Source organism: Bartonella sp. AP20NXHL (assembly GCF_042196165.1).
Lineage (GTDB): Bacteria > Pseudomonadota > Alphaproteobacteria > Rhizobiales > Rhizobiaceae > Bartonella.
Map to the genome: position 1 here is coordinate 1 of NZ_JBHIPV010000011.1, position 16,369 is coordinate 16,369.

A 16,369-nucleotide genomic window follows, 5' to 3' on the forward strand; every position below is an offset into this window, starting at 1 on the left:
CCTATGGGACCTGCAATTGAAGGCGGCGTTGGCATTAATGCGCAACTGTCTCACAATTTCTCCCTTCATGGTGATGTCAGCTATCAACAAAAGCTTCAAAAAACTGGTATAAGTGGTGCAAGCTTTTCAGGAGGAATACGCTATCAGTTTTAAAATAAAACTGTCAAAACAGCGTATTTCTTTTCTATGCATTAACAAAAAAGGCAGCCACAATATGCTGCCTTTTCGCTTTATAAATCCTAATAACACTACACTATCCCTCCTTAAGAGAGCCCTTGCTTTTTCTACTGCCTGTAAAATCAACATCCACGCGCAACGCCCATGTTTAAAACAAAGCTTGAGACGCATCAGTGCTGTATTAGCAGCTCCAGCTTTTGTATGACAGATGGGAGCGAGGATATTGCGTATTTCTGTTTGTGTAATCTCTGAAATAGGCAAACAGCCTAATTTGAGGAGAATATGGAGTTTTAAAGGTGAAAACCCGTTTCCATCTTTACCATCATTTTTAATTCAGCTTTACAACTTTCAAAAGCATCTAAGGCAATGTCTTTTAAGTAATGGAGATTACGCATTGCCTCACGTTTTCGTTTCTCACGTTCTTTAATGGGGGCACGCCCCTCACGTAAAACAGCACGCCACCCAGTTGCCAATTCACGAGCTTGTTTTAAAGGGACATCTCTCAAGGCACCCAAGCCCATTTCACGCCGGCGCCCCCCGTGAAAGGTATAACGGTAAAGCCATTGAGCGCCCCCATCTTTACATTTGTGAAGGAGCAATCCGGCACCATCATTATATTTTCCAGCTCGTGGGTGTTGCTAAAGCCCTTGGCTCTTGAGACGATTCATAAGAGCCATTTTTAGTCCTTTCTTATACATTTTTTACCCACACGCCAGCCCCGCTTGTGGTGTGCAAGAGAATGTTTTTTCTTGATTTAAGACAAACAGGTTTAAAATGAGAGAATCTTACGTTATTCAGAACTCTAACTCAATGAAAGTAACGATAAATTATCATTATAAATCATTACATTATACCATTTTTATCAAGATAAAAGATAAGGTATTTTTATCTAGAATATGTCACAAAGTATGCAGCCTTTTCGTACATGAAATCCATTTTTTCCTGAAGTGTTTTCTTTCCACTTAAATACAATTTTTCTCCTCTTCACATGGGTTGCGCAGCTATTCATCATCGAATTTGCCCATAAAGCTAAAAAAGTGTATTTTTAGATAATATAAAGATAACAGCATTAAGAATAAATCTTAAAAAATAGAAGATTTCTTGCTTTTTCACTTATGGAAGTACAACAACTTTACCGTTCAATTATGCTCCTCTTTGAAGGTAGATATGGTGCTAATATGCGCCATAGAGCTGTCCAAGCAAAGATGATATTAGAAAAATGAAAAGTTAATCACTACACATTTGAAATAGATAGGAACCTACAGCCACTCTCATTCACTCCAAAGGATATAGAAAATGAAAAAAAGCACACTGGATAAATCATCAATCATAGCTTACAATATAACAGAGCATAATGGTGTTTTCATATGGCTACACTCTTCCCTTGTGATATCTGTACAGCAGATATCTCTAAAACTTCTATAAAAAATACTATTAAAGTTATGCTGTAAAAATGTTAATTGCCTCAACAATCATTTGTCAAAAATTTGCAAAGAATAATCAGAGAACTAACCTTTTGAACCACGAACATAATTTGTGTGCTAAGGATTTGATTTTTACCAACTTTTAACATATTGATGATCTTAAAATTAAATCAGACAGCCTCCCCAGTTAGTCCGGATAGGTAGGTATCTAACAAAAACTATTGTTAGGACCGTAGAAGATCGTACCCCATCCTTGTATGAGAAAGTGAACTTCCTTAAAAAACTTTGATATTGATGATACTAAACAGATTGGTATTCATTTTTACCTTAATCCGATAGATCCTGCCATTAAAGGTGCGTTTAGCACAATACACAGTTATCTCACAATTTAACCTTCTATATTGATGTAAACTATCAGAAAAAATTTTAAAAGACGTATAGCCGAGACAAGTTTTTCTGATAGAATACACTACCAATTTTAATATAAAATTATAAAAAAATAAGCATATTGATCCGTTTACTATTAACAAAAAAACGGAGTGTATTTTTTTGTTATTTACAATCTATTATAGCAATAAAATAAATTCTTTCTTTACGATGTGTTGTCGCTATCTATAAAGATTTATTTACACTTCCATTGCTGGTTCTTCTAAACAAACAGTTTTGAGAAAATTAATGCATGAAAAGAAAATCTAACAACAAGCGCTTTATCTTTCACATACAAAACGCTCAAAAAAGCTAATTTTTTCATTTATAAAATGAAACAACTCAATAAAGTTCTTTTTGTATCAATAAAAGATGTTTTAAATGAAATATTCAAAATATTGATTTATAATGATAATTTAGCGTTACTTTCATTGAGTTAGAGTTCTGAATATCGTAAATTTCTCTCATTTAAAATCTGTTCCATGTTGAACTAATCAAAATCATTCACTTACACATTACAAGCGGGACTGGCGTGTGAAGCAAAGTTATATAAGAAAAGCCTAAGAATTCCTCTCATGCACCGCCTCAAGTGCCAAAGGCTATCCACACAACATTGGGAGCTAGCAAAGTATGTAATGGGGTTGCTCTTTTATTAAGCCGTAAAGGTATCGGCTTGCTCCTTCGTAAGCATAAAGATGATGGGACTCTATAGCTTTAGCGTTATAGCATTCATGAAAACCATCGCGAAATGGGCTGTGCGACCTTAGAAAAATGGACTTTGCTACCCTTAAGGAAAAGCTTCTTTAAAGAAAGCCTGTGAATAGCCCCCTCATCACTTCTTCTAGCAGAGAAAATTTTCTGATCGTTTTGGTGAGTACATCAAATAATACATCTCAATGCGATAGAGCTTTTATAGCGATTTATCTTTAATAGACAGTTTTTAAATATCATACTTCATAGTGCTTTTAGCATAAGCTTAACCAAGCTAGGTTTTATGAAATCCACTTTTCTCGACTTTTTATGATCATGAACAAGTTTTTCTGAAGCAAAACTTCAAATCATAGAGAACACCATAAAATATAATTCGTTTTGTTATTTACAATAAAAACGTAATGATATAAAAATGATCGGGTACTTGCGCCATCAGGGGAATGAAGTAAGCATCAAAGCATACCAAATACTAAAGGCATATCTATGTGTAAGAAATATATTTATAAGAAAAATTTTTTGTTATGTACAATTGCTGGAACTTTCATTTTTTCTCATTTTGCTCCAACTTATGCAAATAGACAACCTCCTGAAATTATTAGTGAGTTTAAGCTGGAGAAAGGAGAAGAAAAAACTCTTAATAATGTTTTTATCCGCAATGGACCGAGCGCAGTGTATGCCAAAGAAAAAGCAATTGCCACAATTACAAACTCAACAATACATTCAGCTTCGTTTGCTTTTGCTGTATCACAAGGCGGACGTATTAATGCTAAAGAAGTGAAAGTCAATGCCTTGGATACTGGTCTATCAATTGAAAACGGTATCATTAACATTGAAGATTCATTCATAGAAACCAAAAGAAAATCCGGTATTATTTTTCATAGCATAAATTATCTGAAAGATGGTGAAGAAGTTATCAATAAGGCAATTCTTAACAATACAAAACTTCTTGTGAGAAATGGTATCGGTATTTTAGGACCGTCATCTTCAAAGTCTGTTGCCGAAGTTCAACTTAGAAATTCAGAAATTCGTTCTGATGTATTATTAAAAAACAATGTAAAAAAGAAAACAGATTCAGATCCTCATCCTGTGACTTTTGTGTTAACTGCCGATAATTCGATTATAGAAGGAAGAGCAAGAACCTTAGCAGTAAATACGACTGTTTTTAATTTAAACAACAATAGCAAATGGTATTTAAATGTAAGTCAATACGACATAAATCGTGATTTTAGTCCATATAATTATGCACTCCATGACATTAAGCAACGAGCTCTATCTACCGTTTCAGTACTGAACTTTAGTAATAGCTCTATTGTGTTTAATGCGCCACATAGGCTGGCAAAGAGTCAATATCAAACCTTGAGTGTAGGACGAACAATTGAGTTCCCTAATCCACGCGAAAACAGGGAATCTGCTATAGAAACCGTTTATAATGCAGTAGGCAATGCAAGGATTTATTTCAATACAGAATGGAGTGATGGTTTAGAAAGAGAACAACAAAAAACGGACCGCCTTCTTATCCATGGAGATGTATCAGGCACCACAACAATTAGTTTCAATAGCCTTTCAAAAGGTGTGTCATCAAAAGAAGAAGCTTCTATTCCCGCGAATATGCGTGGACTGTCGCTCATTCAAGTATCTGGAAAAACAGATGAAAATGCCTTCAAACTAGCAAATGGCTATGTCACAATGGGCGGCTTGCCTTATAAATATGTCTTAAATGCCTATGGACCGACATCACGTCTTGGAAAAGCAGAGAGCACACAAAGCCATTTAGGAGAAGTAAGTCAACAATCACAAGAAAAGGACTCAAAAACCGACATGACCTTCGCTGCATTTGGCGGAATAGCTTTAAGGGATGAGAATAATATAAAAGCTGAATCAACACCAAATTCTGAGCAAATAGGGAGCATACAAAACCATTTGAGGAAAAATCAGAATTCTTGGGATTTTCGCTTGCAAAGTGCAACGCTCGATGATGAAGGAAAGATCAGAGCTCTCGTTCCTCAAGTGGCAAGCTATTTGTCCATGCCTAACGCACTATTCTCAGCTGGACTGGCTGATGTAAACAATCAAAACACTTTACTGAACACGATACAAGAAACAGGCTTTGAGAAAAAAAATCATAAAAACAAAGGGATCTTCTTCTCGACTTATGGCAATAAAATGACATTATCCTCTCACCGTACGCCATTACAATATGGCTATGGTGCCGATATTCACTATGCTTCTTTACAAGCAGGCTTTACATTAGTAGCTCTAGAAGATCAAAACATGACCACCAATGTGGGGCTTTTCGGGACATATGGGAAATTAGCTTTCACCCCAAAAGACATGGAAGGTGCTGACAAGAGTACACTCAATAAATGGTCAATTGCTGCATATAGTGGACTGCACCATAATAATGGTACATATATCCATGCTCTCTTTTCCTATGGAATGCTCAAGGGAGATATCACCACAGCTCTCATCGGAAAGACTGCAGAATTGAAAAACGCTGATACATTCAGTGCATCGGCGACCATTGGACAAAAGTTCGAAACCAGTACGAAAGGATTGGTCTTTGAACCACAAGCACAAGTTGTTTATCAGCGTCTCATGCTTGGCACACTCTCAGATGTCGATGGCTTTGATGTAGATATGGGAAATCCTCATCAATACTTAGTGCGTGTTGGTGGGCGCTTAACACAAACGACGATTTCTATTGAAAAAGGCAGTATTCTTTCTTTCTATGGTAAATTAAATATTGTTAAAGCTTTTTCTAACAATGGCACCATACAGATTGGTGAACCATTCCACCTTGATTCTATGGGAGCTGCCCTTGAAGGTGGACTTGGTATAAATGCACAATTATCACAAAATATCGCCCTTCATGTTAATGTTAACTATCAACATAAGCTTCAAAAAACTGGTATATCAGGAGCAAGCTTTTCAGGCGGAATACGCTATCAGTTTTAAGAAAAAGCAAAAAACAATTTATAGTCTATTCATTTTTAATAAAAAAGCAGTACGCGTGTGCTGCTTTTTTTCAATCTTTCGGAAAGAGGCATCAATGATGGTTCTTTCTATACAGCTTTCTTGAAAGGATTAATTTCATTCAAACCAAATGCAATAAAACTCTTTATCTCTTAATGACTGTTGAAGTCTTTAGAGAGCTGCCTTTTTGATTTATAAAAATCGAATGGATTCAATAAAAATTGTTGTATATCAATAAAAAATACAAAATATTTTGACTCTTAGCACTTTAAAACAAAAATACTTATCAAGCTAGATTTTATGAAGTCCATTTTTCCCGACTTTTTATGACCATGAAAAACGCTTTTCTTAAAAAAACTTTAAATCATAGAGAACACCATAAATATAATTCGTTTTGTTATTTACAATAAAAACGTAATGATATAAAAAACTGATCGGGTACTTGCGCCATCAGGGGAATGAAGTAAGCATCAAAGCATACCAAATACTAAAGGCATATCTATGTATAAGAAATATATTTATAAGAAAAATTTTTTGTTATGTACAATTGCTGGAACTTTCATTTTTTCTCATTTTGCTCCAACTTATGCAAATAAACAACCTCTTGAAATTCCTACGGTCCAAGTAGCTAATGGAGAAGAGAAGAGCCTTCATAATGTTTTTGTTCGTGGTGAGTATGATGCCGTGGTTGCTAAGAAAGGTCATATTACCATTACAAACTCAATAATGCACTCAGGCTTTTCTTTGCTTTCTGCAACGTCAGGTGGTCAAATTAATGCCAAAGGAATTGTGGGAGAGGCAAAAGAGCATGGTTTGTCACTCACAAACGGCACAATCCATATTGAAGATTCAACATTAAACGTCATAGGCCACGGCAAAGCCTATGGTATCAACTTTGGTTATATTGCAAGCTCTACAATAAAAGAAGGAGAAGAAGTTGTAAACAAAGCAATCCTCAATAATACAAAACTTCTTGTAAACGACGGTGTAGGTATTTTCGGACCTTATTATTCCAAAGCTGTTGCTAATGCAGTGTACCTTAAAAACTCAGAAATTCGTTCTGATATGTTATTAAAGAATGACGTTTTACCCTTCTTCAAGATTCAACCTACTACTTTTACATTAGACGCTGATAATTCGATTATGGAAGGAAGAGCCAAAACGTTTCCTCAAAATACAACGGTTTTCACCCTAAACAATAACAGCAAGTGGCATTTAAAAATTAGTCTATTTGAATTGGAAGATAGTTTTAGTCTATTTGATTACAAGCTCCTTGATCTTAAGCAACGAGCACAATCAATCGTTTCAGTCCTAAACCTTAATAATAGCTCTATCATATTTAATGCGCCGCATAAACTAGCAGACAATCATTATCAAACCTTGCATGTAGGAAGACATCCACAAAAAGCAGAGCAAAACAGAAGCTCCGATGCAACAACGGTTTACAATGCATTGGGCAACGCAAGGATTTACTTTAATACCGAATGGAGTAATGGTCTTACAAAAGAACAACAAAAAACTGACCGTGTTCTTGTTCATGGTGATGTCTCAGGCACCACAACGATCTATTTCAACAATCTTTCAAAGCATGCAGAACCATTCGATGATGAAGAAGATTCAATTCCTTTGAATGCGCGTGGTCTCTCACTTGTTCAAGTGTCTGGAAAAGCAGAAGAAACCGCCTTCACGCTGGCAAATGGCTACACCACAATGGATGGATTACCCTATAAATACATACTCAATGGCTATGGACCAACATCCAGCCGTGGGAAAGCTGATAGGGCACAAAGTCATTTAAGCGCAATACCACAAGAATCAAAAAAGCAAGATGCGCAAAATACCAATGCATCATCTCTTGGAAAAGAAAACAACGGACAAGCTCCGTTGGAAGAAAATGAGAATTTCTGGGATTTCCGCTTGCAAAGTGCGACTCTCGATGATGAAGGAAAGATCAAAGCTCTTGTTCCTCAAATGGCAAGCTATTTGGTTATGCATAATGCAATATTCTCCTCTGGCTTGGCTGATATAAACAATCAAAATACACTGTTAGATAATATGCACTCAACAGTTTTCGGATTAGAAGGTCATAAACAGAAAGGGATATTTTTATCGACTTATGGCAACAAGATGACGTTATCTTCCAGCCGTAGTCCATTGGAATATGGTTATGGTGCTAATGTTCACTATGCTGCTATACAAGCAGGCATGACATTAGCAACGTTAGAAAATCAAAATATGACCGCGAATCTTGGTCTTTTAGGCACATATGGAAAGCTCGCTTTTGCGCCAAAGGATATGGAAGGTTCTGACAAAAGCATACTGGATAAATGGTCCTTTACGGCCTATGGGAACCTCCACCATGACAGTGGTCTCTATGTTAATGCACTTTTCTCTTACGGCATTTTAAACGGACATATTACAACAGCCCTTATCGGCAACACCACAGAATTAAACAATACGGATACATTAAATATATCAGCTACCGTTGGACAAAAACTAGCAACTGGTGTTGAAGGAGTGTCATTTGAACCACAAGCACAACTTATTTATCAACATATTGCCTTTGACACTCTTTCAGATATTGATGGCTTCCAAGTTAATATAAAGCCACCTCATCAATGGTTGGTCCGTATTGGAGGGCGTTTAACAAAAACAATGCTTCCTATTGAAAAAGATCGTGTTCTTTCTTTTTATGGTAAATTGAATGTCATCAAAGCTTTTAGTGAGAAGCGCACTATCGATGTTATGGAATCTTTCCATCTCGATTCTATGGGCTCGTCCCTTGAAGGTGGGCTTGGCATTAACGCGCAGCTTTCTAAAAATATCGCACTTCATGCTGACGTTAATTACCAACATAAACTTCAAAAAGCTGGGTTCTCTGGAATTAATTTTTCCGGTGGAATGCGTTATCGCTTTTAGAAATCTTAGCTCTCTATTTTGACGCGTAAGCAGCGCTGAGATGAAAAACAGTGCTGCTTATATTTTGCTACATTACAAAAAAACGCAATGTGTCAAAAAGTGGTTCATTTTTAGCAAAACAAAGAAAATATCTTAAGGAACATCTCTATGCATAAGAATATTTTGTTATGTACAGCCGCTTGTGCTTTATTTTTTTCTTCTTTTAATTTCACATCTACCAGCACCGCCTCTGGTCTAAGCCCCCAGGAACGCCATGCCCTTGAAGGGATCATGAAATTACCTGAACAATATCGCCATGCCATTGATTTAATAAACACACCAACACAAGCAGAAAAAAATCTTGAGAAAATAGCCTCTGGCGCCATGATGCAAGATAATTCGCACTTCAACCAAGCACTTGAAAATCATATGGATCGTGTAAGAGATACGATTAACAACTCTTTTGCAGGTGCAAGTCGTTACGGTTCTGATGCACATATAAACGTGGTGAACCACGAAATGGATAATATACGTACCCAAGCCATGGCAAACAAACATCATCTGGATATGCAACATATGATGAAAGCCAGAGCAAAACTTGAACAATTGCGTCAGAATCGATTAAAAACAAGAGAAAATTTATTACGTGGCTACGACAAAGCAGTTTCCGATGCCGTAAAGGCGGCAGCAATCCTTGAAGCTGATAACCAACAGCGTGTTAATGCTGCACACCAACAATGGGTAAGCCAAGACAATCGTGATTGGCACAAACTGCAAAATAAAGCAGAAATATCACATAAAGCAGTACAAATAGATAGTGCTTTACAAGAACACAACAAGGAACTTTCCAATATTTTACGCAAAGCGGTATTAGAAGCTTTGAACAATAATGAAATAACCAACGTGGAGAGAAAAGGAGATATAACCTCTCCTTCATCTGAAGAGAATAGACAACCTCTTATTGTCTCCAGTACAAGACAAAGACGCTCTAGTGATAAATTACCACCCGCTCATGTTGCTGCCCAACACAAGGATAATTCAAAGGACAATTCATTCACAAGAACAGATCATGGAATGAGACAGCCTAAAATAAATGAAAATTCGCAATCTGATATTGATCCCCAAACAAACACCACTTCCTCGGAATCGAAAACGACTCTTCCATCCGAAAAAGCGCATATGAATTTGCTCCCAAAAGTTGGAAATACCGCTACCGCGGCTACAGAGAGCACCTCTAAACTTACAGATGATGATAAAGCAACCGCAACTTCTACTTCTCTTGAAGGGACAGCAAAAAGAACAATTCTTACACCACAAGAAGAAAGCTCTTTAGTCATGCCTATCGCGATGTTTTCTGTTGGGTTTAGTGATGTCAACAATCAAAATATCTTGTTAGACAATATGCAAATAACAATGTTTGAACCCAAAGATCATCCAGAAAGAAGCGTTTTCTTATCCTCTTATGGCAATAAGAGCACGTTTTCTTCCAAGGTTCAAGCAGAACAAGATGGTGTCCAAGCAGATATTCGCTATGCTGCATTGCAAGCAGGAGCAACATTAATAGCGCTAAAAGATAAAAATATCAGCAGCAACTTTGGCCTTTTCGGAACATACGGAAAATTATCTTTTACTCCTAAAAACAAGGAGAGCTTTCAAAAAAATATGTTTGATAAATGGTCACTCACCGCATATGGAAATATTCAGCATGACAGTGGCATCTATGCAAGTGCATTTCTCTCTTATGGAATTTTCAAAGAAGATAACGCCACAGCTCTCATCAAACATACCTCAAAAGTGAAGAATAGTAAAACATTAGGAGCCGCAGCAACTATTGGTCAAAAACTGTCAACCAGTTTGGAAGGTGTAATCCTAGAACCGCAAGCACAACTTGTGTATCAACGTCTCATGCTTGGTTCTTTATCAGATAGGAGTTCTTTCTCAGATGACGATAACTCTAAATCAGATGGCGATAACTCTAAAATAGACATAAGCAAACCTCATCAATGGTTGATCCGTATTGGTGGACGTTTGACACAAAACAAAGGCCATGCCCTTTCCTTCTACGGCAAACTGAACATGATCAACACTTTTAGTGAAAACTTTCCGTTTGCTGCTATGGAATCTTTAATCGAAGGTGGTTTTGGTATTCAGGCGCACTTATCGCAAAATATCGAGCTTCATAGTGATCTCAGCTATCAACATAAACTCAAAAAAGATGGCATCTCTGCAATAAATATTTCCGCTGGAATGCGCTATCACTTTTAAAAATACTTATATTCCTATCTTGAAATATAACGTGCTCTCATTATGTTTCGTTTTGTCTCTTACAAAATAAACATAATGAGGCCAAGGTTTTATCTTCTATTAAGAGAGGGGAAACATTTAGGAATACATCCATATGAAAAAAAGTTTTTTACTATACACAGTTTCTGGAGTTCTGTTTTGTTCTTCCACCAGCTTGTCTAATGCTCTTCATGATACGAATACACAACCTACGATAGCTCTCTCTTCTCTGCAACCCACTCATCAAATAGGTGCATCCAGAACTTCTAATCCCTATTCAAATGCATCATCTTCGTATCCACCTTCAACATCTAGGTCTACAAGAACGACCAGAAGCTCTTCTCCTACAGGGAGTGAATCTACAACGCCTACTTCCACGAGCACTCTACCTCCCAAAACGCAACTTGAAGTAAATACAGAAGATGTACAATCTACCCCTACAGCCACACAAGACACTATTACACAATCTCCAGCGATAAGAACAGCTTCAACGACAGGAATGGAAGCAAAATCTAGAAGACGTTCAGGGGCGCCATCCTCTTCTACAAACTCTTCCAGAAAAAAAACGCCCGAAAATTCTGCTGTATCCTCACAGTCAGAACCTACAAGCACGGAAGCTACAAGACTAACAACAGAGCTATCGCCAACGCCTAAAGAACCAGAACTCGCACAGCCAATATCTTTAAGGCTAGAAACTGGACAATCAGCATTACCGGTACCGCCAAAATTCATAAAACCAGCGCCCGTGCAATCTGCCTCAACACAAAAGGTATCTGCAAAATCAGAGCTTGAAAAACCAATATCACCAACAAAACAACCTGAAAAGCCTGCACAAACTGAGGATATAAGCTCTGGAGTTGAGGCTACAAACGGTAAGACCATAACGCTACATAACAAAAAAATTCAAGACAATGGTTTTGCTGTACATGCAGATGGAAATAATTCAAAAGTCAACATGATAGGGGGAACAGTTGATGCACGTTTTGTTGCACTAAGCGTATCAGATGGTGGAGAAATTGATGCTACAGGTATTACTGCAACAGCAGAAACAGCTGGTTTGCTAAACATGAGGGGCACAATCAAACTTAAGGATTCAAGCGTACATGTCACGGGAAATCATGAAGCAGACGGTATTATTTTCCGCAATAATCAATACTATACCCCTGGAAAACAATATACACGCAATGCTGAAAGAAATGCCAACGCCGTTCAAGAACAAGCTATTCCTAATAAAGATAAAGTAACTCTAGAGAATACAAAGCTTTTTGTTGAACATGGTAGCGGTATCAACCTTTATGGAACAGGCGTAGACGGAGAAGTCAACCTTAAAAATTCAGAAGTCCATGCCGATATTTTATTAAAAAATATAAAGAACGAAAGTGCCTCCACAAACACTATTACATTAGTTGCAGACCACTCTTCTTTAGAAGGTCGGGTAAGAACTTCTAAAGATAATAGAACAGTTTTTGATCTAAAAGAGGGTACGAAATGGCTTTTAAAGGCGAATAAAAATGCCACAAATAATGATAATATTTTAAATGACTATAGACAGTTTGATGTTGATGAAAAATCATACTCTAATCTTTCTGAATTGCACCTTACAGACAGTGTCATTATGTTTGACAAGCCAATGGAGGGACATTATCAAACTCTGTTTATAGGACCTAATCTTTCGCAAGAAGACGAAACGACCCACACAGCAGCGGTTTATAGTACAACAGGTATTGCAGAAATTTATGTAAACACTCAATGGAATAAACATTCTCCTATCACGGAGCAACAGACTGATCGCATTGTGATTAATGGTGATGTCTCAGGGAGTACTGTTGTTCACATCAATCTCCAAGAAACAGATAAAAAAATAACCGATAGCTCTGCTGTTTGGGAAGAACGCATGGCGTCACTTCCTTTAGAGACACATGGGATTTCAATCATTCAAGTTTCCGGACAAGCAAATGAAAATTCCTTCACGTTAGCAGGAAACTATATGACAATAGGGAAACAACCTTATAAGTATGTACTTACAGGCTATAAACCTGGAACATCTCATGAGAGCCAAAATCTTTTTGGTAAAAACAGTAATTTCTGGGATTTTCGCTTACAGAATGCCTACATTGATAAGGATAAAAAGGTTCGAGCCCTTTTACCACAGGTAGCAAACTATTTAACCATATCTAATACTTTGTTTTCTGCTGGATTTACTGATGTAAACAATCAAAACACGTTGTTAGACAATATGCGCACAACAGTATTTGGGGCAAAAGACAATAAAAAAAATGGTATCTTTTTCTCTTCCTACGGCGAGAAAGTCACCTTATCTTCCAACCGCGATCCATTACATTATGGCTATGGTGCTGATGTAAACTATACTGCTTTACAAATAGGTGTCATATTAGCCGCCTTGGAAGGTAAAGACATAAGCACACATTTTGGTCTTTTAGGAACATACGGAAAACTTGCCTTTACGCCCAAAGAGATGCAAGATTCTGAAAAGACAACTCTTGATAAATGGTCTCTTGCCGCTTACAGCAGCATCCAACATAGCAATGGTATATATCTAAACACACTTCTTTCTTACGGAACCTTAAAAGGAAATATTACCACGGCTCTTGTTGGGAATGCCGCAAAATTGGATGGCACCGAGATGCTTAATATATCTGCAACCATTGGTCAGAAATTAGCAACCAATACAAAAGGGCTGGTCTTTGAACCACAAGCTCAATTCATTTATCAAAATCTCATGTTTGATATTTTCTCAGATACCAATGGCTTAAAAGTAGACATGGGCAATCCACATCAATGGTTGATCCGTTTTGGTGGACGTTTAACAAAAACGATAATGGCTGTTGAAGAAAACAAGGCTGTTTCCTTCTATGGTAAAATGAATGTTATCAGAACTTTTGGCGATGGTAAAACAATAAAAATTGCTGATACCTTTCATGTTGATCCTACCGGCTCTTCAGTTGAGGGAGGCATGGGGGTGAACGCATATCTTTCTCAAAATATCGTACTAAACGCCGATATCAGCTATCGGCAAAAACTGCAAAAAGCCGGTGTATCTGGCACCAATTTGTCTGGCGGAATACGTTATCGTTTCTAAAGCAGAAGTTAATTTTAACTTAAATAAAAGGGCAGCACAAAGTGCTGCTTTTTTATTTAAATTTATATATTTTTTAAAATTCTCAAAAATCATTATCACATCAAAGAAGATTTTGACTTATAATATTTCTTTTGCATATTGAATAAAAAACTAAATACCTTAGCATTCTCTCATCAAAATACCCCATAAAGTTTTATGTCTTATATCACCACACCTCAAGCGATGATGTTTTTACAGCACAACAGAATAAGCATTCATGCATATTTTTAAAAAAGTCAGCCCCTTCTTCGCTGTGGACGCTCTATTTATTTTAGATGATGTGCATTTAATATACCTGCTATAAAGACTTAGTATCTGGTATAAATTCTTAAAGGCATGTTTTTCCTCTAAAATCTCAATGCTACAGCAACTCCATCATAAGACAAGCATTTGATTTATAAAGACAATTAATTGTTTTGCATGTTAAATGAGAATCCAGAATATCGTAAGATTCTTTCATTTTAGACCTGTTCCATGTTGAATCAACCAAAACCATATCTCTTGCAAGTGACAAGGGGGAAGAGCCATAGGGATAAAAAACTATTAAGAAAGGATTAAAAATGCCTCTAATAAACCATCTCAAGTGCTAAGGGCTGTAGCAACATTGGAAGAAAGCAAAGAATATAACAATATCAAATTGCTCTTTTATTAAGCATAAAGATGGTCGTACCCTATAGATTTTATATTATTTCCATGGGGACTTTTTATTATACCATTCACAAGCGCCGTTGCATCAAAGATGTCGTTGCGCCGCCCCACAAACACCATCACGAAATAGACTTGAGAGCTTAGATATCTCTTTAAAACAAGGCAGTGAATTAGGAATAACAAATCCATTCTATTTTGAGCATTTTGTCGTGCATAAAGGACGTGCCCCCAGTAAAAAACACAATAAAAAAAGCGTGAAACAATACGTAATCTTCATTATTTAACAGATAGTGCTTTAGATACTTTTGAAAGACATAAAGCTAAATTAAAAGACGGCAGGACAGAGGGAAGCTGATTTCTCCCCCTTTATTCTTTCACAATGAGATTGCCGCCCCATTTCAAATATTACGCCAACAAAGATATACGCAATATATCCACTCAAATCTGGATGCTCTCTCCAATCTGACATACAAAAACTAAAAACAGCAGAAAGAAAATACTAAACCGCTTTAATTTTTATCTCAAACATATAGATTTAAACAACGAACCGCTTCATATCACCACACTTCAAAGGACAATACTCCATGAGGCTTATAGGCAATACTCATCACATACTCTTCATCATTCATGCTTTTTGCTGACTTGGTGGTTATGGCGGAGTGAATGCACCAAATCCCATCCCGAACTCGGCCGTGAAACGCTCCAACGCTTGATGGTACTTTGCCTTAAGGCACGGGAGAGTAAGTCGCTGCCAGATCTGCTAAATGCATGCAAAAGACTCTAATGTATGAACCTTACATTACCACAGCCCCAAGGAAGCTGTTTTTAAGGCATCACAGGCTGGTCTAAATATCCTCTTGATCGGCCTCTCCCTAAACTAAAAAATGAAGCCCCCTATTAACTTAGTCTGCAAACAATTCTCTGTAAATAATCCGCCTTCTCTGAGTTCTCTTTCAGCCAGTTTCCCAAAGCATGCGGTTCACATCACTACACCTTAAAAGACACTCTTTTAAGAACAGCATTTTACAGTACAACAGGATAATAATTTAAATACCCAAATGCACTTAAAACAAGTCTACTCACTAAACGCACTATTTATCCAAATCAACTGCCCTACCTAATCATTGTCATGACTTAGAACAGCCCGTATTAAGCAGATTTGATCATTCCTCTATTTCTTTTGCACGTCCAGATAGTTGTATAGCTCTAGAAAGATCATTAACTGCATTTAAATGTGTTTGAAGTAATTCACTATTACGCTGTAATTTTTCTTGTAAATCAGACAACAAACTTTCAACCTCATGCTCAATATCTTGATTCATGTAGCGCTTCACATCACTCATGGATTTATTAAGATCACGCAAACCACGTATTTTACGCAAATTTATTTCTTCGTAATCTGGAACACCACTGCTCTCTAGCATATTGCTTTCATAATCAACAACTTGAGCTAATCCTTTAACAGCAGCAACAAATTTTGTCATCGCCCAATCACGATCAATAAGATTATTATCAAGAACTTTTGCTTTTGCTGCAAAACTATCATCACCATATTGCACTACAGACATTTTTACTTCCCCTTCAACACTATTGTTCAATCTTACTTTCAAATGAGGGAGATTAAACAGGTTCTCTTCAATGCTGATACACTCAACCAAGCTCGTGGTGCAAACATTGCTCAAACAACAGC

At 37.0% G+C, this 16,369-nt stretch carries 6 protein-coding genes, 1 rRNA gene and 1 pseudogene; 6 read left to right on the forward strand and 2 right to left on the reverse strand.

Going from position 1 to position 16,369, the window contains the following annotated elements:
• Positions 1–153: autotransporter outer membrane beta-barrel domain-containing protein (locus ACFILL_RS06970; RefSeq protein WP_375630165.1), on the forward strand; the 153-nt coding region annotated here is incomplete at its 5' end.
• A 111-nt stretch (positions 154–264) separates the two neighbouring features.
• Here ACFILL_RS06970 and ACFILL_RS06975 read toward each other — a convergent pair.
• Positions 265–854: pseudogene (locus tag ACFILL_RS06975) on the reverse strand (integrase arm-type DNA-binding domain-containing protein); the annotation flags it as partial.
• A gap of 2,367 nt (positions 855–3,221) precedes the next feature.
• On the opposite strand from ACFILL_RS06975, the gene ACFILL_RS06980 reads away from it, so the two are divergent.
• From ACFILL_RS06980 to rrf, 5 genes are all read left to right on the forward strand, one after another.
• Entirely contained in the window at positions 3,222–5,693 is a 2,472-nt protein-coding gene (locus ACFILL_RS06980; protein WP_375643553.1) for an autotransporter outer membrane beta-barrel domain-containing protein, read from the forward strand.
• Positions 5,694–6,212: 519 nt separating this feature from the next.
• A complete protein-coding gene (locus tag ACFILL_RS06985) occupies positions 6,213–8,630 on the forward strand; it encodes an autotransporter outer membrane beta-barrel domain-containing protein (protein WP_375643555.1) in 2,418 nt (805 codons plus the stop codon).
• 147 nt (positions 8,631–8,777) lie between these two features.
• Positions 8,778–10,874: an autotransporter outer membrane beta-barrel domain-containing protein gene (locus ACFILL_RS06990; protein ID WP_375643557.1), complete on the forward strand. Its 2,097-nt coding sequence runs from the start codon at positions 8,778–8,780 to the stop codon at positions 10,872–10,874.
• 133 nt (positions 10,875–11,007) lie between these two features.
• Complete coding sequence (locus ACFILL_RS06995; RefSeq protein ID WP_375643558.1) at positions 11,008–13,992, forward strand: autotransporter outer membrane beta-barrel domain-containing protein; 2,985 nt, start codon at positions 11,008–11,010, stop codon at positions 13,990–13,992.
• Positions 13,993–15,320: 1,328 nt separating this feature from the next.
• A 5S ribosomal RNA gene (gene rrf / locus ACFILL_RS07000) occupies positions 15,321–15,436 on the forward strand.
• A gap of 406 nt (positions 15,437–15,842) precedes the next feature.
• Here rrf and ACFILL_RS07005 read toward each other — a convergent pair.
• The gene (locus ACFILL_RS07005; RefSeq protein WP_273790974.1) at positions 15,843–16,247 is read right to left on the reverse strand and encodes a flagellar protein FlgN; all 405 of its coding nucleotides are present in this window, start codon (positions 16,245–16,247) and stop codon (positions 15,843–15,845) included.
• Positions 16,248–16,369 lie beyond the last annotated feature (122 nt).

What these genes read in the sequence shown, in the direction of transcription:
- ACFILL_RS07005 (WP_273790974.1), bottom strand. Translation starts at nt 16,247, where the DNA reads ATGTCTGTAGTGCAATATGGTGATGATAGTTTTGCAGCAAAAGCAAAA.
- ACFILL_RS06980 (WP_375643553.1), top strand. Translation starts at nt 3,222, where the DNA reads ATGTGTAAGAAATATATTTATAAGAAAAATTTTTTGTTATGTACAATT.
- ACFILL_RS06985 (WP_375643555.1), top strand. Translation starts at nt 6,213, where the DNA reads ATGTATAAGAAATATATTTATAAGAAAAATTTTTTGTTATGTACAATT.
- ACFILL_RS06995 (WP_375643558.1), top strand. Translation starts at nt 11,008, where the DNA reads ATGAAAAAAAGTTTTTTACTATACACAGTTTCTGGAGTTCTGTTTTGT.
- ACFILL_RS06990 (WP_375643557.1), top strand. Translation starts at nt 8,778, where the DNA reads ATGCATAAGAATATTTTGTTATGTACAGCCGCTTGTGCTTTATTTTTT.